The 20,334-nt window shown below is 66.8% G+C and carries 20 protein-coding genes; 6 read left to right on the top strand and 14 right to left on the bottom strand.

The genetic code is table 11. From position 1 onward, the window contains the following. Window positions 1-159 precede the first annotated feature (159 nt). The 5 genes from BSQ44_RS15815 to BSQ44_RS15795 are packed head-to-tail and all read right to left on the bottom strand — an operon-like array spanning window position 160 to window position 5,997. Window positions 160-1,350, bottom strand: a complete 1,191-nt coding sequence (locus BSQ44_RS15815) for a pyridoxal phosphate-dependent aminotransferase (RefSeq protein ID WP_072605861.1) — start codon at window positions 1,348-1,350, stop codon at window positions 160-162. Next, window positions 1,343-2,248: a homocysteine S-methyltransferase family protein gene (locus BSQ44_RS15810; RefSeq protein ID WP_072605859.1), complete on the bottom strand. Its 906-nt coding sequence runs from the start codon at window positions 2,246-2,248 to the stop codon at window positions 1,343-1,345. Before BSQ44_RS15810 ends, BSQ44_RS15815 begins: the two co-directional genes overlap by 8 nt. After that, window positions 2,245-2,937 (bottom strand): HAD-IA family hydrolase, encoded by a 693-nt coding sequence (locus BSQ44_RS15805; protein WP_378215574.1) that lies wholly within the window; start codon window positions 2,935-2,937, stop codon window positions 2,245-2,247. The genes BSQ44_RS15810 and BSQ44_RS15805 overlap by 4 nt, the downstream gene beginning before the upstream one ends. Beyond that, window positions 2,934-5,387 carry a GcvT family protein gene (locus tag BSQ44_RS15800; protein ID WP_072605857.1) on the bottom strand — a complete coding sequence of 818 codons (2,454 nt, stop codon included), beginning with the start codon at window positions 5,385-5,387 and terminating at the stop codon, window positions 2,934-2,936. The genes BSQ44_RS15805 and BSQ44_RS15800 overlap by 4 nt, the downstream gene beginning before the upstream one ends. A gap of 43 nt (window positions 5,388-5,430) precedes the next feature. After that, entirely contained in the window at window positions 5,431-5,997 is a 567-nt protein-coding gene (locus BSQ44_RS15795) for a helix-turn-helix domain-containing protein (RefSeq protein ID WP_072605855.1), read from the bottom strand. A 186-nt stretch (window positions 5,998-6,183) separates the two neighbouring features. On the opposite strand from BSQ44_RS15795, the gene BSQ44_RS15790 reads away from it, so the two are divergent. Beyond that, window positions 6,184-6,894 carry a nitroreductase gene (locus BSQ44_RS15790; RefSeq protein WP_072605853.1) on the top strand — a complete coding sequence of 237 codons (711 nt, stop codon included), beginning with the start codon at window positions 6,184-6,186 and terminating at the stop codon, window positions 6,892-6,894. Window positions 6,895-6,963: 69 nt separating this feature from the next. On the opposite strand, the gene BSQ44_RS15785 is transcribed toward BSQ44_RS15790, so the two are convergent. Then, window positions 6,964-7,404, bottom strand: a complete 441-nt coding sequence (locus BSQ44_RS15785; protein WP_072605851.1) for a MarR family winged helix-turn-helix transcriptional regulator — start codon at window positions 7,402-7,404, stop codon at window positions 6,964-6,966. A gap of 96 nt (window positions 7,405-7,500) precedes the next feature. Here BSQ44_RS15785 and BSQ44_RS15780 point away from each other — a divergent pair, with 96 nt between their 5' ends. Together BSQ44_RS15780 and BSQ44_RS15775 are read left to right on the top strand one after the other, a co-directional pair. Continuing rightward, a complete protein-coding gene (locus tag BSQ44_RS15780; protein ID WP_072605848.1) occupies window positions 7,501-8,583 on the top strand; it encodes a WD40/YVTN/BNR-like repeat-containing protein in 1,083 nt (360 codons plus the stop codon). Window positions 8,584-8,592: 9 nt separating this feature from the next. After that, window positions 8,593-8,904 (top strand): MoaD/ThiS family protein, encoded by a 312-nt coding sequence (locus BSQ44_RS15775; RefSeq protein ID WP_072605846.1) that lies wholly within the window; start codon window positions 8,593-8,595, stop codon window positions 8,902-8,904. 337 nt (window positions 8,905-9,241) lie between these two features. On the opposite strand, the gene BSQ44_RS15765 is transcribed toward BSQ44_RS15775, so the two are convergent. The 4 genes from BSQ44_RS15765 to BSQ44_RS15750 form a co-directional block, all read right to left on the bottom strand. Beyond that, window positions 9,242-9,745 (bottom strand): hypothetical protein, encoded by a 504-nt coding sequence (locus BSQ44_RS15765; RefSeq protein ID WP_072605842.1) that lies wholly within the window; start codon window positions 9,743-9,745, stop codon window positions 9,242-9,244. Continuing rightward, window positions 9,708-10,163, bottom strand: coding sequence for a hypothetical protein (locus BSQ44_RS15760; RefSeq protein WP_157894610.1), 456 nt, complete (start codon window positions 10,161-10,163; stop codon window positions 9,708-9,710). The genes BSQ44_RS15765 and BSQ44_RS15760 overlap by 38 nt, the downstream gene beginning before the upstream one ends. Before the next feature lie 128 nt (window positions 10,164-10,291). Continuing rightward, window positions 10,292-10,630: a hypothetical protein gene (locus BSQ44_RS15755; RefSeq protein ID WP_072605838.1), complete on the bottom strand. Its 339-nt coding sequence runs from the start codon at window positions 10,628-10,630 to the stop codon at window positions 10,292-10,294. A 12-nt stretch (window positions 10,631-10,642) separates the two neighbouring features. Next, on the bottom strand, window positions 10,643-11,554 hold the full coding sequence (locus BSQ44_RS15750) for a L,D-transpeptidase (RefSeq protein ID WP_235633247.1): 912 nt from the start codon (window positions 11,552-11,554) through the stop codon (window positions 10,643-10,645). A gap of 274 nt (window positions 11,555-11,828) precedes the next feature. On the opposite strand from BSQ44_RS15750, the gene BSQ44_RS15745 reads away from it, so the two are divergent. Together BSQ44_RS15745 and BSQ44_RS15740 are read left to right on the top strand one after the other, a co-directional pair. After that, window positions 11,829-12,734 (top strand): LysR family transcriptional regulator, encoded by a 906-nt coding sequence (locus BSQ44_RS15745; protein WP_072605834.1) that lies wholly within the window; start codon window positions 11,829-11,831, stop codon window positions 12,732-12,734. Window positions 12,735-12,895: 161 nt separating this feature from the next. Further along, on the top strand, window positions 12,896-13,171 hold the full coding sequence (locus BSQ44_RS15740; RefSeq protein ID WP_072605832.1) for a hypothetical protein: 276 nt from the start codon (window positions 12,896-12,898) through the stop codon (window positions 13,169-13,171). A gap of 316 nt (window positions 13,172-13,487) precedes the next feature. On the opposite strand, the gene soxG is transcribed toward BSQ44_RS15740, so the two are convergent. Genes soxG through BSQ44_RS15720 form a run of 4 tightly spaced genes read right to left on the bottom strand, consistent with a single transcriptional unit; the run spans window position 13,488 to window position 18,612 of the window. Beyond that, entirely contained in the window at window positions 13,488-14,075 is a 588-nt protein-coding gene (gene soxG / locus BSQ44_RS15735; RefSeq protein ID WP_072605830.1) for a sarcosine oxidase subunit gamma family protein, read from the bottom strand. Beyond that, a complete protein-coding gene (locus BSQ44_RS15730; protein WP_072605828.1) occupies window positions 14,068-17,049 on the bottom strand; it encodes a sarcosine oxidase subunit alpha family protein in 2,982 nt (993 codons plus the stop codon). The genes soxG and BSQ44_RS15730 overlap by 8 nt, the downstream gene beginning before the upstream one ends. After that, window positions 17,046-17,351 (bottom strand): sarcosine oxidase subunit delta, encoded by a 306-nt coding sequence (locus BSQ44_RS15725; RefSeq protein ID WP_072605826.1) that lies wholly within the window; start codon window positions 17,349-17,351, stop codon window positions 17,046-17,048. Before BSQ44_RS15725 ends, BSQ44_RS15730 begins: the two co-directional genes overlap by 4 nt. 1 nt (window position 17,352) lies before the next feature. Continuing rightward, window positions 17,353-18,612: a sarcosine oxidase subunit beta family protein gene (locus BSQ44_RS15720; protein ID WP_072605824.1), complete on the bottom strand. Its 1,260-nt coding sequence runs from the start codon at window positions 18,610-18,612 to the stop codon at window positions 17,353-17,355. Window positions 18,613-18,895: 283 nt separating this feature from the next. Here BSQ44_RS15720 and BSQ44_RS15715 point away from each other — a divergent pair, with 283 nt between their 5' ends. Beyond that, window positions 18,896-20,332: a UbiA family prenyltransferase gene (locus BSQ44_RS15715; protein WP_072605822.1), complete on the top strand. Its 1,437-nt coding sequence runs from the start codon at window positions 18,896-18,898 to the stop codon at window positions 20,330-20,332. Window positions 20,333-20,334: the final 2 nt, after the last annotated feature.

The raw sequence follows: 20,334 nt of genomic DNA, 5'->3' as shown, positions 1-20,334 counted from the left end.
CTCCCCTCAAGGGGGAGGGGGACTGGATCGCGGAAGCGTTGCCTGCGGTAGACGCTTGGCCAATCTGTCGGATGCGGCAGATGCAGCGTCTCCCTCCCCCTTGAGGGGAGGGGCAGGGGTGGGGGTTCCGACGCGATAGCGGCGTCAAGAGGAAACCCATCACGCCCGCTCGCGCTGCCCGGTATAGCCCGCCGCGAAGCGGCGGAGGCGGGCGGCGGCGTCGGCCAGAACGGGTTCGGGTTGGCACAGGCTGATGCGGATGTGGCCGCGGGCGGCGTCGCCGAAGCTCGATCCGGGCATCACGGCGACCTTCTCGCGTTCGAGGAAGGCCCAGGCGAAGGCCTCGCAGTCGGGCTCGATGGCGGAGACGTCGAGCATGACGTACATGCCGCCCTCGGAGCCGCGCACGCGGATGCCGTTCATGCCGCGCACCTCGGCGAGGAAGGCCTCGCGGCGGCGGCCGTAGGTGTCGGCGATCTCGGCCACGCCGTAGTCGTTCTCCAGCGCCTCGATTGCGGCGCGGCTGACGAAGTCGGTCAGCCCGTAGGTGGTGACGAGGTTGAGGCTGACCAAGAGCGCGACCATGTCGGCCGGGCCGGTCAGCCAGCCAATGCGCCAGCCGGTCATGCCGTGGCTCTTGGACATGGAGTTGATGACAAGCGTGCGTTCGGCCATGCCGGGCAGGGCGCGGGGCGAGAGGTGGCCGGCGGCACCCGGCAGGGTCCAGTAGACCTCGTCCGAGAGGAGCCAGAGATCATGGCGGCGGCAGATGTCGGCGATGCCTTCCAGGCACGCGCGCGTATAGGCCGCGCCCGTCGGGTTGTTGGGCGTGTTGATGAGGATCGCGCGGGTCTTCGGCCCGACGGCGGCCTCGATGTCGGCGGCGGCGGGCTGGAAGCCGTTTTCCGCCTTTGCCTCGACGATGGTGAATGAGGCGCCGGCGGCGCGGAAGGTACCGGGATAGGTGGCGTAGTAGGGGGAGACCATGATCGCGTGGTCGCCGGGATCCATCGTCGCCTGGACGGCGGCGTAGAGCGCCAGCTGGCCGCCGGGGGTGGCGATGACTTCGCTGGACGCCGTCTCGACACCGGTGCAGCGCGTCGAGATTTTCGCCATCGCCGCGCGCAGCCGCGGCAGGCCCGGAAGCTGCGTGTAATGGTGATAGCCCGCCTTCACGGCCGCCACGCAGGCATCGACGGTCGCCTGCGGCGTGTCGAAGTCGTGGTCGCCGACGGAGAGCATCATGATGTCCTCGCCGGCCTGTCTTCGCATCATGGCGGCGAAGTGCAGCTCCCAGCCGTCCTTGCCGGAGGGGATGATGCCGGTGAGGCGGGAGGAGGGGCTAGGCATGAAATCCTCCGATCTGGTGGCCGGCCTCGGCCAGCCTGTCGCGCAGCCGCGCGATATGTTGCGGGCCGACTTCGCAGCAGCCGCCGACGATCGTCGCGCCCTTCCTGATCCAGCCGAGCGCGAAATCGGCGTAGGTATCCGGGCCGAGGTCCGTGCGCGCCTCGAGGTCGGCCACCGTGCCGCCGAGCTTCAGCGGCTCGATGGCGGTGAAGCCGTTGGCGTAGGCGCCGACCGCCCCGCCAAGGCCCGAGAGTTCGGGCATCGCGCGGTCCACCGCTTCCGGCCAGCTGCAATTGACCATGCGGGCGGCGAGGGTCAGGTGCGCGACGGCCTGCGCTGCCTCCGCGATCGTATCGCCGCTTCTCAGCCGCGGCGCACCGTGGTCGGCGAGCGTCCACGACAGCCAGACCGGCTTGCCGCTCTCGCAGGCGGCGATGGCGGCGGCGAGCCCTTCCTCGGCGGAGGCCATGGTCTCGCACAGGATGAGGTCGACGTGCTCCGCCTGCCGGGCGACGATGCGCCGATAGATGGCTAGCGTCTCGTCGAAGGGCCGCCGCAATTCCGGCTGGTACGAGCCGAACAGCGGCGGCAGGCAGCCGGCGACGGCGCAGTCCGTGCCGACCGCATCGCGCGCCTCATATGCGAGGTCGATGGCGCGCTGCTGCAGCGTTTCGAACATGTCGCCGACGCCTTCACGCTCCAAGCGTTCGGGGGTTGCTGCATAGCTGTTGATGGTGACGACACGCGCGCCGGCGCGGATGAAATGGGCGTGGAGATCGCGCACGAGGGCGGGTTCTTCCATGAGGACTTTCGCCGACCAAAGCGGCGTGGGCTCGGCACCGGAGCGGCGCAGCAGTTCCTGGCCCATGCCGCCGTCGGTTAGGATGATGGAGGTCACACCCGGTTCCTTCCGTCCGTGGATAAGGTGTTGCCAGCGATCACCAACCGTCCGCGCCCGTCGAGCAGGGGCGTGACATCGCCGTATCCAGCGATCATCGGATGGGACGTCTCCAGCCGGTGCATGTGTGTCGCGGTGACGACGACGACCCGCGCGCCGGCGGCCTCGGCGGCCTGGATGCCGGCCGGTGCGTCCTCGAAGACGAGGCAGTCGCCAACCGCCTGGCCGAGCCGTTCTGCGGCTAGCAGGAAGCAGTCGGGTGCTGGCTTGCCACGACTGACATCCTCGCCGGTGATCATCAGGGGCGGGACGGGAAGGCCCGCGGCTTGCAGCCGTCGAAGCGCGAGCCGGCGCGGCGCGGAGGTGACGATCGCCCAGCGGTCGGCGGGCAGGGCGGCCAGAAAGGCGGCCGCTCCCGCGATCGACACCACCCCCTCGACATCGTCGATCTCGGCTTGCGCGAGCGCCTCCGCTTCGGCGACGAGGTCGATGTCCGGCAGATTCAGCTGCCCGATCGTCTCGATCGCGCGCTTGCCGTGGATGGTCGGCAGGAATGCGGCGACGTCGATGCCGTGTCTCGTGGCCCAGATCGACCAGACCCGTTCGGCAGCGGCGATAGAGTTGAGGATCGTGCCATCCATGTCGAACAGGAAGGCGCCGAAGCTCTCGTCGGGAAAGGGCAGGGTCACGCGCGCAGCCTCTCGTTCGCCGGGTCCCAAAGCGGCCCGTCTTCCTGAACCGTCGCGGAGAAGCGGTCGCCGAAGATCTCGATCTCGACGCGGGTGCCCGGCGCGGCGAGGTCGGCGCGCAGCATGCCGAGCGCGATGGATTTGTCCACCCTGTGGCCCCAGCCTCCTGACGTCGTCTCGCCGACGATCTTCCCGTCGTGCCAGAGCGTCGACATGTAGGGCGCGTCGCAGTCGCCGGGCTGGTCCACGACGAGCGTGGCGAAGCGCTTGGCCGCGCCCTGCTGCATTTCGGAAAGCAGGGCGGCCTTGCCCGTGAAGTCGGGCTTGTCCCATTTCACGAAGCGTTCGAGCCCGCCCTGGAGGATGGTGTAGTCGGTCGAGAGGTCGCCCTTCCAGGCGCGATAGGCCTTTTCGAGCCGCAGCGAATCCAGCGCGAACATGCCGAAGGGTTTCAGCCCGTGCGCCTGGCCGGCCTGCCACACGGCGTCGAAGATCGCGGCGGTATCCTCGACCTTGCTGTGGAGTTCCCAGCCGAGTTCTCCGGCGAAGGAGACGCGGACCAGCTGGAGCCAGCGGCCGGCGATCTGGCAGGACTGGTGGGTGAGCCAGGGCTTCGTCAGGTCGGCGTTCGAGACGTCGGCCAGGATGGCGCGGGAATTCGGGCCGGTGAGGATCTGGCACGCAAAATCCTCGGTGACGTCTTTCAGCGTGATTGGAGTCCCTTGCGGGAGTTTCTTCGCCAGCCACTCGAAATCGTGCCACTGCGCGACAGCGGCGGTGATGAGGAAGAAGAAGTCCTCGGCCAGCGCCATCACCGACATTTCGGTGACGATGCGACCCTTGTCGTCGGCGAAATAGGCGAGCCCGATGCGGCCGGGTTTCGGCACGGCGCCGGTGATCAGCGTCGACAGCCATTCGCCCGCGCCGGGTCCCTGGAGGCGGAAGCGCGAGAAGCCCGGCAGGTCGAGAATGCCGGCCGCGTCGCGCACGGCAAGGCACTCCTCGCGGATGCGCTTTTGCCACGGTCCATCGCGACGGAAGGTCTGGGTGGCTTCCTCGGAGGTGTCGTCGCCGGGTTGGGCGTACCAGTTGGCGCGCTCCCAGCCGTTGTAGGCGCCGAATTGCGCGCCGAGCGCGGCGATCCGGTCGTGGATCGGCGACAACTTGCGATTGCGACCCGCCGGCCAGGAATGGCGCGGGAAGTGGATGGCGTATTCGTGGCCGTAGATCTCCACGCCCTTGGCGACCGCATAGTCGGGGGCGGAGGCGAAGGCGGTGAAGCGGCGCGGATCGCAGGACCACATGTCCCACTCGGTCGCGCCCTCGGTGACCCATTCGGCCAGCACCTTGCCGGCGCCGCCGGCCTGGGCGATGCCGAAGGTGAAGACGCAGGCCTCGAAGGCATCGGGCACGCCCGGCATCGGGCCGATCAGCGGGTTGCCGTCGGGGGCATAGGGGATGGGGCCGTTGATCACCTTGGAGAGACCGGCCGTGCCGAGGATCGGCACGCGGGCGACGGCGTCTTCCAGATAGGCTTCCAGGCGATCGAGATCGTCGGCGAAGAGCTGGAAGGAGAAATCGTCGGGCATCGGGTCGTCGGCGCCCGTCCAGTGGGCGCGGCAGTTGCGCTCGTAGGGGCCGAGGTTCATGCCGTTCTTCTCCTGGCGGAGATAATAGGAGACGTCGACGTCGCGCAGCAGCGGCAGCTTGCGGCCGGCCTCGCGGCTCCAGGCGGCGAGTTCGGGGATTTCCTCGAACAGGATGTACTGGTGGCTCATCACCATCATCGGCACGTCGCGGCCGAACATCTTTCCGACCTCCGCGGCGCGGTAGCCGGCGGCGTTGACGACCTTCTCGCAGCGGATCTCGCCCTTCGGCGTGGAGACCACCCATTCCGTGCCGTCGCGGCGCACGCCGGTGACGGGACAGAAGCGGACGATGGTGGCGCCCATGTCGCGCGCGCCCTTGGCCAGCGCCTGGGTGAGCTGGGCGGGATCGATGTCGCCGTCGGCCGGATCGTAGAGCGCACCCTTGAGGTCGTGGGTCTCGATGAAGGGGTAGTGCCGGCGGATCTCGTCCGGGCCGAGGATGTCGATGTCCATGCCCTGGTAGCGGCCCATGCCGCGCACGCGCTGGAACTCCTGCATGCGCTCGGCCGTGTGGGCGAGGCGGATCGAGCCGGTGACGTGGTAGTTCATCGGATAGTCGACGGCCTGGGCCAGCCCCCGGTAGAGCCCGGCCGAATAGCGCTGCATGTTCATGACCGACCAGGAGGAGGAGAAGGTCGGGACGTTGCCGGCGGCATGCCAGGTCGAGCCGGAGGTGAGCTCGTTCTTTTCCAGGAGCACGCAGTCGGTCCAGCCGGCCTTGGCCAGATGGTAGAGCGAGGAGACGCCGACGGCGCCGCCGCCGATGATGACCACGCGGGCGTGGGAGGGCAGGTCAGCCATGGCGTTCGTCCTTGAAGGGGAAGCGTCGTTGCATCGGTTTGGCTCAATAGACCGGCGGCGAGATCGCCCAGATGACGACCGCGGGCTCGAGGCCCGGATTGCGCCAGCGGAAGGGTTTTTGCCTGAAGCGGAAACTGTCGCCGGGTCCGAGTTCGTGCCAGGTGCCGTCGATCTCGACGTCGAAGCGGCCGGAGGCGACGTAGCCGGCTTCCTCGGTCTGCCGCAGGGCGGGTTCGGACAGGCGCGCGCCGGGGGCGAATTCGGACCGCACCAGCTCGAAGCTGCCGCCGAGATCGGGGGAGAGGAGTTCCTCCGTGAGGCCGCTCTCGCTGGAACCGAGCGAGCGGCGGCGGCCGGCGCGCACCACGACGCCCATTTCGCGCTCGTGTGGCGCCTCGTGGCGGAAGAACAGGCCGAGCGGCACGCCGAAGGCCTGCGCCAGGCGCTTCAGGTCCTCGACGGAGGGATCGGACAGGCCGCGCTCGACCTGGCTCAGCCAGCCCACCGAGCGGTCGAGCCGCGCGCCGAGATCGGCGAGCGTCATCCGGCGCGCCTTGCGCAGGGCGCGCAGGTCTCCCGCCAGAAGCACGTCACCGGTTGGGCCCGGCATGCTGGCGTCTCCATGAAAAAATCCTCAGTATTTTCATCAAACGCGGCGCGAGGGAAGTTTCAAGCTGTTTTTCGGAGGCCATGCCGGACCGGCGCCCGAATCCGCCTCCTGTGCCCGCACGTCGTCCGTGATTGGACCAATCGCTTCCGATGTGCAAAGGAGGTCGCGTCGAAGAGGGACGTGCCCATGCTGGCTCCAGACAAGCGGAAAGAGACGATCGACGAGGCCGACATCGTCGACGAAGCGATCACTTCGCGCCGTTCCGTGCGGGCTTTCTTGCCCGATCCGGTGGACGAGGCGGTGGTGAGGGACATCCTGCAGGTGGCGAGCCGCGCGCCGTCGGGCACCAACATGCAGCCGTGGAAGGTCTGGGTGTTTTCCGGCGCCAAGAAGCAGGAGATCACCGACGCGGTGATGAATTCCGGCATCCGCGCCGAAAAGGCCAAATGGGACGAGTACAAGTATTATCCCGACCAGTTCTTCGAGCCATATTACGCGCGGCGCCGCGCGGTGGGTTTCGCGCTCTACGGCGCGCTCGGCATCGGCAAGCGCGACGTCGACCAGATGCGCGCCCAGCACGACCGCAACTTCGTGTTCTTCGACGCGCCGGTGGGCATGATCTTCACCATCGACCGCCGGCTGAACCATGGCTCGTGGATCGACCACGGCATGTTTTTGCAGTCGATCATGATCGCGGCGCGGGGCAGGGGGCTGCACACCTGCCCGCAGGCGGCATTCGCGCCCTATCACCGGCAGATCCGGCCGGTGCTCGGCATCCCCGACGAAGAGATCGTCACCTGCGGCATGGCGCTGGGCTACGAGGACACCTCGAAGCCGGAGAACAGGCTGCGCACGGAGCGGGTGCCGCTGGAGGAGTTCGTCACGTTCGTGAAGTGAGGGGGGCGAGGCCCGTGGCTTTGCATATGCGGGATCCAAGCTTAGCCCATCGCGCCGCCGCCAACACTCTTACGAAATCCCCAGCAGCGCCGCTCGCAGGCCGTGCGGATCGGCGATGCCTTCTTCCAGTTCGGCGTGCTTTTCCCGCCAGATCGGGACGGCGCGGACAAGCGTCTCGCGGCCGGTGTCGGTCAGGGTGAGGAGGCGGCCGCGGCGGTCTTCGGGATCGACGTCGACCGCGAGCAGGCCGCGCCGCTCCAGCGTCTTCAGCGCCGCCGTGAGCGTCGTGCGGTCCATGGCGAGCAGGGCTGCGACCTCGCGCATGCGGGCGGGGCCCGGGCGGTTTAGCGACATCAGGAGCGAGAACTGGCCGTTGGTGAGGCCGACGGGCCGGAACGCCTCGTCGAAAAGCCGCGCCAAAGAGCGCGCGGCGCGCTGCACGTGCAGGCACAGGCACGCGTCGCGAACCTCCAGCGTCGTAGCAAAACTCGGGGATTGACCTTTTGACATGGCCCATTAAAGTTGATATCAACGTAAATGTCCAGCAGGCGCCCGGAAGGGGCAGGGGAACGCCTCGGCACCGTTCAAATTTGAGGAGGACGCCGCATGGCGAAACGCGTGCTGGTGCTCATCGGCACCAAGAAGGGCCTGTTCATCGCCGAGAGCGACGAGGCCCGGAAGGACTGGTCGCTGCGCGGCCCCTATTGCAACACCTGGCCGATCAACCATGCCGTCGCCGACCCGGCGACCGACGCGATCCATGCGGCGGGCGGCAACGAGTGGTTCGGCCCGGCGGTGTGGACCTCCATGGACCTCGGCGAGACCTGGACGCATTCGAGCGAGGGCCTGGCCTACGCGGAAGGCGAGGAGCCGGTGGCCTCGGCGTGGAGCCTGGCGCCCGGCCATGGCGGCCTCTATGCGGGCGTGCAGCCGGCGGGGCTCTTCCGCAGCGAGGACGGCGGCAAGAGCTGGAGCCACGTGAAGGGCCTGCGCGACCATCCGACACGGCCGCACTGGAACCCCGGCGGCGCCGGGCTGATCCTGCATTCGCTGGTGCCGCATCCGGAGGACGAAAACCGCATGTGGGTGGGCATCTCGTCGGCCGGCGTGTTCGGCACCGACGACGGCGGCAAGACCTGGGAGCCGCGCAACAAGGGCACGCGGGCGGACTTCTTCCCCGAGGACCAGCGCTATCCGGAATTCGGCCAGTGCGTGCACTGCGTGGTGCTGGCGCCGGGCACGGACCAGCTGCTCTACCAGCAGAACCATTGCGGCATGTACCGCTCCGACGACGGCGGGCGCACGTGGGAGAGCATCGAGGCGGGCCTGCCCTCGACCTTCGGGTTCCCGACGGCGGCACATCCGCGCGACCCCAAGACCGTCTACATGATCCCGCTCAATGGCGCCGAACTCGGGCGCTTCGTGCCCGATGCGAAGGCCGCGGTGTGGCGCACGCGCGACGGCGGAAAGACCTGGCAGGACATGCGCGCCGGACTGCCGCAGGAGAACGCCTATTTCGGCGTGCTGCGCCAGGCTATGGCGACCGACAGGCTGGAGCCGGCGGGCGTCTATTTCGGCACCGGCGGCGGCGAGTTCTACGCCAGCGTCGACGAGGGCGAGACCTGGGCGCCGGTCGCCGGCCACCTGCCGGCGATCTCGTCGGTGGAAACCTTCGTCATCGAGCGATAGACTTCCGTTATGCGGATCGACGAGGACACCGGCGCGGCACCGCGCGGCACGGGCGGGAGCGTCACGGTCAAGCTGTCCGGGGCGCTGTGCGACCTGTTTCCCGGATCGCGGCGGGTGGTGACGCTGTCGGCCGCGACCGTTTCGGACATGATCGACGAACTCGACCGGCTCTGGCCCGGCATGGCCGACCGCATCCGCGACACGCGCCCGGCGATCCGCAAGCACATGAACGTGTTCGTGGATGGCGAGCGGGCGGGGCTTGGGACGCCGCTGGCGGTGGGCGCGGAGGTTTATGTGCTGACGGCGATCAGCGGGGGGTGAGGGGGTGGGGGTGAAGATTTGACGGTTGGTATCGGGGCAGATTTCGAGCGGTGGCGAGGCCGTTGCGGACTGTCTAGCTATATCTGCTGGCAGCCCGAAAGCCGCCGGTCCAAGCCAGCCCTTCTCTGTCGACGCGTAGGTGCTTGGCGGCATAGCTTCGGCAGACATCGATCATGTGGCTGCGGTCGGCGGCAAGGGCGGGGATTGCCCACATCAGAAGCGCAGCCGCTCCGAGAACGGGACAGATAAGCTTCTTCACCTCATTATCCTTCAAGAGACGCCAGTTCGGCGATGAACGGGACCGACGACATTTTCGCCAAGCGGCTGCCCAGGCCCATCAGCCGCCCTCGTTGACGATGATCGGAATGATGAAGGTTTCGGCTGCGTTGACCTGGACGACGGTGTTGTCGCTCTGCCTCTCGCTTTTGGTCTCGGCGCCGTCCGATGCGGTCACATTGCCATTGCGAAACTCCAATTTGCGCACGAAGCCATCCGGGAATGTGACGTCGACGGTTGCGTCGCCGCCGCCTTGGCGCACGACACCGAAGCTGCACTTCTTCACCTGCGGATTGTCCTTGAAGCTGCATTCGATCTCGCCGGTCGCATGATAGTTGGTGCCAGGCACCAGCGCGTCGTCAGGGGGCGGCCCGTCGGAGATCGCGACATCGAGCCTGTAGCCGACGGTCTTGTCCGTATCCTTGTCGTTGCCCATGAGATAGACACGGATCGTATAATCTCCGCTCGTCGGAAGCCGGACGCTTGCTTCAGCCTTCTCCTCCATGGATCCGACGAAGATCGCCTCGTTATCGCTGCCGGGCGGAAGAATGTTGAAATAGATCACACCGTCGCCGTTGGTCCCGTCGACCTTCAGCGAAACTCCCCATGACCTGTCCCTCACGAGCGCCAAGAATGTAGTCGAAATCGTCACGCCCGATGATCGCGCCGCTTAGTGTCGTGCCGCTTGCACCGCGCGGAAATCTTATGACGGCGCGATTGTCGCCGGCACCAGCCATTGCGCCGCCGCCGTCGTCGGCCGCCTCGAGAATACTGATGTCCTCTACACTGCCATCGTTCGCGGCAAGGCAGCGCCACACCGTTCCCCCGGCATCGCGCAGCATCACAAGGGTGCCAGCCTGCGAGAAATCCGAGCTGATCAACTTGCCGCCGCCGGCTCCGTCGGGTCCGCCAACCTCCCGCACCTTGTCGATGCATCCGTCGATGGCTTGTTGTTCGTCGGCCAAGGCCGGCAATGCAGTCATCACGGTTCCGGCCACCAGAAGGACAATTCGACCGCTCACAATGACACGCTCCTCACCTTGTGTTTCCTTCCGATACCGACCGGTCGGGCGAACGCTTTCCTCCGACGCGATTGCCTTTGGGGGCATCGTCAGCCGTTCGTGCCCAAATATTCGAGCTCGGGGCCAGCTCCGCTGTTGGAAACCAGGCATTTCCACGGCGCGCGCTGGGGTCCGACCGTCATGTAGATCGTCACATTTGCCTGCGAGAACTCGCTGGCAACGACGTCCACTCCGCCCTGCGTCTGTGCTGTCAAAGCGCTGCGGCACGATTCGACAGCGGCGTTCGAGACCTTGGCGTCGTAGCCGACCTCCGGAATTGGGCTTGATGGCAACTGACTGACATTGCCCCCAGTATCCGTCTGGCAGGCTGCAAGTGCGACTCCTGCGAACAGGACAAAGAACGCCTCTTCAGCTCGCACGATTCTCATGGCTGTTCCTCCTCAAGACATGATGACAAAGTCGCGCCCTGACCGGCGCTCCGGATGGAGCGGCACGTCGGTCAGAATGAACACCATTCCGGCATGAAGCCGCGCACGCATTGCCCTAAGGAACGCCTGATCGGCGGAAACCCGATTGAGAGCGCGCTCTTCCGGCTGAAAGAAGCCGCCGGCGTCGCTGTTGTGGCTTATCGCAGTCCAGTGCATACCCTGGATAGCGCCATGCCCCCCGTTGAGCACGAAGACATGGCTGCCGAGGCGACCGGCGCCTGAAATGGTTGCACGGCCTTCCGCGACAACTTCTCCATTCTCGATCAGGTCAATCCGCTTGTCCGCCGACGATACGACGATCGACGTTACCGGATAGGATTCCGCCTCGACCCAATCCTTCGGATGCTTCTTTCCCTCGAGTCCGGCTTCGACCTGCTCGAATTCTTTCTCGGCATAGCCGGAGAGCACCATGCCGGGATGAGTGAGTTCCCACGGATCGGAATGAGATCCGGCAATGATCACCGGCGTGCCGAGATGTGTGATTTCGAACAGCTTCTCCGAGAACGCCATCGGTAGCCGTATGCACCCGTGCGACGCCGGGTAGCCTGGTAGGTTGCCCGCATGTAGCGCGATGCCCGACCAGGTCAGTCGGTTCATATTGGGCATTGGCGCATTGTTGTAGGTGCTTGACCGGTGATGCTTGTCCTTCTGCAGCACCACGAACACTCCAGTCGGCGTCTCGTGGCCGGGCTTTCCCGTCGAGCACGTCGAGGCCGCGATTCTCACGCCATTGCGATAGACATGGACGCGCTGTTCGGGAATGGAGACCACCACGGCGACTGGCCCAGTCGGTTGTCTGTCGGGATGCCAGGTGAACTCGCCTGGTTTCAGATCGGATATCTCCTTCATGACCTCGTTGGCCATCACATCTCCGAGTAGGAGGAGACCGGCGGCGCCTGTCGCGCCCACGAGCAAATGTCGACGGTTAAAGTTTACACTTGCACGAGACATTTCTGGGTTCCCGACTAGAGGCTCCCATATAGTAATGTCGGATGTGATGGTGTCTAATGAGATTGATAGGCAGTAGCTTGCTGGGATTCATCAATCTGACCGGCATGGAGGCGGCTTGTAGTGAGTTTGGTCGCCATACGGAAACTCCGGACTTGGCGCGGTCCCGCAGAAGAAACTACAGATAGTCATGGAGTTCAGGCAGAATTTTCGGGCCCTGCAGGCTTTCGAGGCCGTCTCTCGACATGGTTCCGTCTCGCGAGCCGCGGAAGAACTCGGTGTGTCACAGAGCGCGGTCAGTCATCAGCTACGGCTTCTCGGAGACCTGGTGGGAGAGAGGCTGCTCCGCAAGGAAGGGCGCGGGATCGCGCTCACCGAGGCGGGCGCAAGCCTGGCCGGGAAGTTGCAGGAGGCTTTCGCGGCGATCGAGCGATCGGTCGGAGACACGATCGGCAGACGCAACGAAACGGTTCGGCTGGCCGTGTGCAGCAGTTTCGGGCCGGGATGGCTGGTTCCCCGTCTGTCCCAGTTCTATGCCGCCAACCCGTTGCTCGACCTTCATCTCCATATGTACGCCAGCGATCCCGAACTGACTGACGCGGTCGCGGATGCATTCGTCACCACCCTGCCGACGGAAAAGGGATTCTACTCGCTGCTGCTATGGCCCGAAAGGCTGGTCCCGGTCGTCGCCTCGGCGACACTTTCCGACGGAGCGCCGCGTTTGATCACCACGGATCTCACGCGAGGCCGCATCGGACACGACTGGCATCGGCACTCCGAGCTCGCCGGTCGTCCCACTGTCAAACCGCCCGGCGGGCGCTGGCTGTTTGCTTCCCATTACGTTACTGCGCTGGAGATGGTGCGCGCGGGGCTCGGCGCCGCCCTGGTCCCGGATTTCCTGGTAGCACGGGACGTCGAGGTCGGCTCGCTTTCGCTGCTCGACGACACCGCCATCCCGACAAGCGAGGACTACTATCTCTGCATCAAGGAAAGCCGGCGGGAGGAGCCCGCCCTCGAAACGCTCGTCCGCTGGTTCCGAGGCCAGATATCGGCACGCTCCAGCCTCAGCGAAAACGCAGCCTGGATGTCGAAGTAGCGGCGCTGGTTCGGTTGCATGATTTCAGTCTTCGTGCGCGAGACTGAATTCACTAATCAAACGGCGTGCTTCGAGGGCAGTATCCAATCAGAAGTTCATTTCTGCTTGGAGACCAAGATGTCGCCGATCCCGGTCTACCTCATGCGCAATGCGGAGGCGCGATGACCAGATATTGCCGCGCGGCCACCTATGTTCTCCTGGCTCTCTACGCCGTCGCCCTGGCGATTTTCCTTGTCTCCGCCTTCAAGCTCTTCGGCGTGGAAGGCGATGCTATGTCGTCTGTGTTTCTGCTGCTGATGGGCCAGCCGTGGATCGGCTTCGCAGACCTCGCTCCCGAGCCGCTCTGGCCGTGGATGTTGGCGCTGCTGCCGCTTGTCAACATTGCCCTGCTGGGGCTGCTTTGCTCGCTATTTGCAGGGCGAGGCACCCAAGTCTGATGGGGCGAGCCGTGCTAGTCGGTGACCTTGCGCGCTGGAAATAGACAGGAGCTTTCGGGAGCTTACCGAGGGCGAGCGATGACTGAAATCGGCGCGCGTGGCGGACGCTCCGGACAGAGCCCCCGCATCTGCTTCCAGGCAAGGGTATAGTCCACCTGAACGACCAAGATAGGGCGCGTTGCTGTCGAAACAGTGCGTCCGCCCGAATGGCCGTTTCTCCGGCTACGTCGCCCTAAAGCCCGTCAGGCTGAAATCCACTCCGATCCCGTCAATCACCTCGCGGCTACCGCAGCTACCAACCACAGGCCACTCGCTGCTACCGCACCTCGTATCCAACTTCCTCCGCCGCATGGCACAGCATCATCCAGAAGGATCGGGCTAGGGAGCGGAAGACATAGAGGTCGAAGCTTTCCGGGCCGGTGCGCTGGATCTGGGCCAGGATGTCGTGGTGCTGGGTGGCGCTGGCGGCGGCGAGGGGTAAGGCGGTCAGCGAAAAGTCGATCGCGAAGAGTTTTGCGAGCACCCATTCTGCGAGGGGGCCCGAGACGCGGATGGCGGTGCGGCCGTGGGAGAGGTCGGTGACGGCGCCTTCGGCCGGTTTGATGGCGGCACGGAGGCGGTCGGCGAGGCCTTCGGACTGGTCGACGACAAGGAAGCGGCCCGGGGCGATGCCGAAGGCTGCTTTCGTGTCGGTGGCGACGCCGCCGCCGGCACCGTCGGGCAGGGAAAGGCCGGCCGCCTTTCTGATCGCGGCGATGATCGCCTTTTCGCTGCCGGGGAAGGCGGCGGCCTGGACGATGGAGCCGGGACGCGTTTCCGACAGAACGACCCCCGGTTCGCCGTCGGCGCGGCCGTGCCTGCCCGGGACCCACGCTGGGCCGAGGGGAGAGACCTGCTCAGCCATGCATGCGGCTCCCGTCCGGATCGAAGAAATGGTGGCTGACGATCTCGACCGCGCCGTAGCGCCTGCGGATCGGATCGGAGATGAAGGCGCGGGTGCCGTGGCGCGACTTGCCGCCCTTCACCAGCGCGAGTGCGATGTATTTGCCGAGCGCGGGGGAGAAGCAGACGGAGGTGACGTGGCCGATGGAATCGCGCAGCGCGCGGTCGGCGTGGGCGACCAGATGGGCGCCGCCCTTGAGCGGACGGTTGTCGAGCGCGATCAGGCCGACGAGCTGGAGCCGGTCGTCGGCGACGAGGCCTTCGCGGTCCATCATGGCGGAGCCGACGAAGGGTTTTTTTTTCGACAGCATCCAGCCGAGATGCAGGTCGCGCGCGGTGGTGCGGCCGTCGATCTCGGCGCCGGTGACGTGGCCCTTCTCGATGCGCAGGGTGCCTAGTGCCTCCAGGCCGTAGGGCACCATCGCGAATGGTTTGCCGGCTTCCAGCAGCGTGTCCCAGACCTGCTGGCCGTGGCCGGCGCCGCAATAGACCTCGTAGGCAAGTTCGCCGGAGAAGGAGAGGCGGCAGATCATGACCGGCACGCCGTCGATCTCGCCGTGCACGGTGCCCATGAAGGGCAGCGCGGCATCGTCCACGTCCGTGCCGTTGACGCAGGCCTGAAGGACCTTGCGCGCGTCGGGCCCGGCGATCGCGGCGCCGGCCCACTGGTCGGTGACGGAGGTGAGGATCACCTTGAGGTCGGGCCAGGCGACGTCGAGCAGGTATTCGAGGTGCTGCATGACCTTGCCGGCATTGGCCGTGGTGGTCGTCATCAGGAAGTCGGTCTCGGCGAGGCGCCACGTGGTGCCGTCGTCGAAGGCAAAACCGTCCTCGCGCAGCATGAGGCCGTAGCGCGCCTTGCCGACGGGCAGGGTGGAGAACATGTTCGTGTAGACCCGGTCGAGGAAGGCGCCGGCGTCGGGGCCCTGGACCATGATCTTGCCGAGGGTGGAGACATCGACGATGCCGACGTTTTCGCGCACGGCCTTCGCCTCCCGCACATAGGCCTGCTCGACCGTCTCGCCCGGATGGCCGTAGATCATCGGCCGGTGCCAGAGGCCGGCCGCTTGCATCGTGGCACCTTCCTCGAGGTGCCAGTCGTGCATCGGCGTCAGGCGGTGCGGCTTCAGGTCGCCGAAGCGCTCGGCGGCCAGCGCGCCGATCGAGACCGGCGAGAAGGGCGGACGGAAGCGGGTGGTGCCGACATCGGGGATCGCCATGCCGCGCGCGCCGGCCATGATGGCGAGGCCGGGCACGTTGGAGGTGCGGCCCTGGTCGGTCGCCATGCCGAGCGTGGTGTAGCGCTTGAGGTGCTCGACCGAGACGAAGCCCTCGCGGTGGGCGAGCCGCACGTCCTCGGCGGTGACGTCGTGCTGGAAGTCGACGAAGGCCTTGGAGCCCTTGCCTCCGGCTGGCCTGATCTCGAAGACCGGAGCCGGGGCGAGGTCGGGGGCGTCATCGTCGACCGTGGGGAGATCGACCGAACCGCCGCCCGCCTCGATGCCGTCCGCAAGGGCTTCGGCGGTGCCAAAGCGGCCTAGGAAGGCGCCGGTACCGGTCCAGGAGCTTCCGGGCTCGGGCGGCAGGAAGGCCTGGAGGCGGTCGTCCCAGCGGGCCTGCGCGCCGGCCTGGCTGGCGAGATGGATCGCCGGGGACCAGCCGCCGGAGACGGCGAGGCAATCGCCGGGAATCGTTCGGGCGGCGCCGAAGAGCGTGCCGGCCGACTCGTCGAAGGGTTGGACCTTCGCGCCGGCGAAGCTGCTGCCGCCTGTGGTGTCGACGACGGCGTGGCCGAGCAGCAGTTCGCCGCCGGCGCGGGTCGCCAGCCTGCGCGCGTGGTCCGAGACGGACCTGCGCACGTCGATCATCGCCACGATGTCGGCACCAGCCTGGCGCAGGGCCACCGCCGAGGCGTAGGCGCCGTCATTGTTGGCGAAGACGACGATCTTGCGGCCCGGAAGCGCGCCGTATTCGACGGCGTAACGGGCGGCGGCGTCGGCCAGCATGATTCCGGGGCGGTCGTTGCCGGGGAACACCATCGGCCGCTCGAAGGCGCCGGTGGCGAGAACGACGCGGCCGGCACGGATGACCCAGTGCCGGTGGCGCGGCTCGCCCTTCGGGGCATCTGGCTTGTGATCGCCGACGCGTTCCAGCGCGGCGAGGGTGTTGCCGTCGTAGTAGCCCCACACGGCGGTGCGTGGCAGCAGGCGGACGTTTGGCGCGTCTTCCAACGCGCTCACGGAGCGGTCGATGAAGGCGCGGGCGGGTTCGCCGTCGATCGTTTCCGACGACCATTTCAGCGCGCCGCCGAATTCGGGTTCGAGGTCGGCGAGGATGACGCGACCGCCATTTTCCGCCGCAGCCCTGGCCGCCATCAGGCCGGCGGGGCCGCCGCCGACCACCAGCACGTCGCAGAAGGCGTTCATCTTCTCGTAGCGGGCGGTGTCGGCGGCCGTGCCGGCGCGGCCGAGGCCGGCGGCGCGGCGGATGAAGCGCTCGCAGAACATCCAGAAGCGGGTGCCCGTCAAGGGCCCGGCAACAGGACCCATGAAGGTCTTGTAGTAGAAGCCCGCCGACAGCAGCTTGCCGGCGATCTGGTTCACCGCGCCGACGTCGAGATCGAGCGAGGGGAAGCGGTTCTGGCTCTCGACCGTCAGGCCGTCGAATATCTCGATCTGGGTGGCGGGCACGTTGGGCTCGCGCACGTCGCCGCGCAGGATCGTGACCAGCGCGTTGGGCTCGTCGACGCCGGCCGCCAGCAGGCCGCGCGGGCGGTGGTACTTGAAGGAGCGGCCGAGGGTGGAGACGCCGTTGGCCAGAAGCGCGGAGGCGAGCGTGTCGCCGGCATAGCCGTGAAAGGTCTTGCCGTCGAAGCGGAAGGAGATGGGGCAGGTCCGGTCGATGCGGCCGCCGGTCGCCGCGCGGCTGCCGCTCATGGCTTTGCTCCGGCCTTGCGGCGGGTCTTCTTCGGTTTCGCCGCCGCCTCGTCGCGGGCGAAGCCGGCGGAGACAATCGCGTGGGTGAGGGTGGAGCGCACTACCACCAGATGGGCGCGGCAGCCGCCGGAATGCTGCCAGTATTCGCGGTGGTCGCCGGCCGTGTTGAGCCGGTCGTAGACGTAGCCGTCCCAGGCCTGGCGGTCCGTCGAGAGCGGATCGGGACGCGGGCGGTTGGCGTCGCCCTGGTAGGTGAATTCCGACACGTCGCGCGGGCCGCAATAGGGGCAGGGGATCAGCATCTCAGTGCAGCCGGGGCGTGGCGCCCTGGCCCTTCTCGTCGATGACGGCGCCGCGATGGAAACGGTCCAGCGTGAAGGCGGCGTTGAGCGGGTGCGGCGCGTCCTTCGCGATGGTCCAGGCGAAGCACCAGCCGGAGGCCGGCGTCGCCTTGAAGCCGCCGTAGCACCAGCCGGAATTCAGGAACATGCCGGGCAGGGGGCCGGTGGTGATTATGGGCGAGCCGTCCATCGACATGTCCATGATGCCGCCCCAGGAGCGCAGGAGCCGGACCGGGGCAAGGCCGGGGAAGAGGGAAGCCATCTCGCTCATCACCTCCTCGACCACCGGCAGGTTGCCGCGCTGGGCGTATGAATTGTAGCCGTCTATGTCGCCGCCGAAGACCAGTCCGCCCTTGTCGGATTGCGAGACGTAGAGATGGCCGGCGCCGAAGGTGACGACGGTGTCGATGACGGGCTTCAGCGATTCCGACACGAAGGCCTGCAGGACGTGGCTCTCGATCGGAAGGCGGTCGATGCCGGCGAGTTTCATCACGCGCCCGGTGGAGCCGGCGACGGCGATCGCCACCTTCTTCGCGCGGATCTCGCCGCGCGCGGTGGCGACGCCGGTGACGCGCTCCCCCTCGCGCAGGAAGCCGGTGACCTCACAGTTTTCCAGGATGTCGACGCCGAGCCGGTCGGCGCCGCGGGCATAGCCCCAGGCGACCGCGTCGTGGCGGGCGGTGCCGGCGCGGGGCTGCAGGAGCCCGCCGACGATGGGGAAGCGCGCCTTGGCCGAGACGTCGAGGCCCGGCACCTTTTTCGCGATCTCGGCCGGCGTCAGCCAGACGGCATCGGCGCCGTCATGCAGCATGGCGTTGCCGCGGCGGATGAAGTCGTCGGCCTGGGAAGGCGTGTGCGCGAGGTTGAGGATGCCCCGCTGCGAGAACATGACGTTATAGTTCAGCTCGTGGGAGAGGTTTTCCCACAGCTTCATGGAATGCTCGTAGAAGCGGACGTTGGCCGGCAGCATGTAGTTGGAGCGGACAATGGTGGTGTTTCGGCCGACGTTTCCGGAACCGAGCCAACCCTTCTCGACCACGGCGACGTTGGTGATGCCGTGTTCCCTGGCCAGATAGTAGGCGGTCGCCAGTCCGTGGCCGCCGCCGCCGACCACGACGACGTCATATTCGGGCTTCGGCTCGGGCTTGCGCCATGCCGGCTTCCAGTCCCGGTTGCCCGTCAGCGCGTTCTTCAGGAGCGCTAGGGCCGAATATTCCGCCATGCCGATTCCATTCCTGCACCGCGGGAGACTATCGCCCGGCCGGCAGCGCGAATGCAACGAAAGCGCCACCGGATTTCGTCGCGCCGACCTGCCTCGCAGAGACAGGCCGCGGAGCGCAAGGCATTTTAGCGATCCGTATTACCGGCCATTAAGCCTGATGCCTGAAAGGCCGGTCTCCGCCCACCTGTTTCCACAAAGATTCAGCCTTCGGTAGCCCGTGCCGGCTAGGTCTGGCGCTCGACGCGCCTCTTACCGGCGCAGATACGCTACAGGTTGGCATCACATGGACGCACGGTCGGAAACAACCGCCATTCCGCTCGCCGTCGATCTCGACGGTACACTGATCTCGACGGATCTTCTGTGGGAAGGATTGTTCCTGCTCTTCAAGAAGAACCCGCTCTTCCTCTTCATGGTGCCGGTGTGGCTCATGGCCGGTCCGGCGCGGCTCAAGATGGAGATCGCGGCGCGCGTCGACATCGATGCCGAGAGCCTGCCCTACCGCCCGGACGTGGTGGCGCGGCTCAGGGACGAACATGCCGCCGGCCGCAGGATACTGCTGGCGACCGGCACGCCGCGCAAGTTCGCCGAGGCGATCGCGGCGCATCTGGGCGTCTTCGACGTGGTGCTGGCCACCGACGATGCCGGCCACAACCTCACCTCACACCGCAAGCGCGCGCGCCTGATCGAGATGTTCGGCGACGGCGGCTTCGACTATGTCGGCAACAGCCGCCACGACCTCGAAGTGTTCGACGCCGCGCGCGCCGCCATCGTGGTGGCGCCGGACCGGCACGCGGCCCGCTGGCAGGCGAGCCACGGATCGGAGCTGATCGGCGGCGTGAAGCCGAACCTGCGCTCGGTCGTCAGGATGCTGCGCGTGCACCAGTGGCTGAAGAACAGCCTGATCGCGGTGCCGATGATCCTGTCGCACGAATACCTTAACGCCGGGATGCTTCTGGCCTGCGTGCTCGCCTTCATCTCCTACAGCGCGGCGGCTTCCGCGATCTACATCGTCAACGACTTCTTCGACCTGCCGCTCGACCGCAGGCACGCGACAAAGCGCAACCGGCCGTTCGCAAGCGGGCAGCTGTCGATCCCCTTCGGGCTGGCATCCGTCGTCGCGCTGCTCGCGATCAGCGCCATTACCGCCACCTTCCTGCCGCCGCTCTTCTGGCTGGTGCTGGCCGGTTATCTGGTGGCGACCACGGCCTATTCGCTGTCGCTCAAGCGCATGCTGCTGATCGACGTCTTCACGCTGGCCGGCCTCTACACGATGCGCATCATCGCGGGTGCGGTGGCAACAGAAACCGAGGTGTCGTTCTGGCTGCTGGCGTTCTCGCTGTTCTTCTTCCTGTCGCTCGCCCTAGTGAAGCGCTTCGTCGAACTCGACACGACCGAGATCGGCAAGGGTTCGCGCATCGCGGGACGCGGATACCGGCCGGAGGACATCGAGATCGTCGCCAATGCCGGCGTGGCGTCTGCCTTCGCCTCGGCGATGGTGCTGGCGCTCTACATCGACAGCCTGAGCGTGCGCGAACTCTACCCGCACCCGTGGATGATCTGGCCGCTGGCGCCGATCGTTCTCTACATCACGCTGCGGATCTGGGTGCTGGCAAGGCGGCGCGAGATGCACGACGATCCGATCGTCTTCATCATCCGCGACTGGCGCAGCCAGCTCGTTTCGGCGCTCGGCGCGGTGCTGCTCGTGATCGCGGCGTTCTGACC

This window comes from Aquibium oceanicum (assembly GCF_001889605.1).
In the GTDB taxonomy this organism is placed as follows: domain Bacteria; phylum Pseudomonadota; class Alphaproteobacteria; order Rhizobiales; family Rhizobiaceae; genus Aquibium; species Aquibium oceanicum.
Note: the sequence above shows the minus strand (reverse complement) of the source record. Positions and strands in the feature narration are given on the sequence as shown.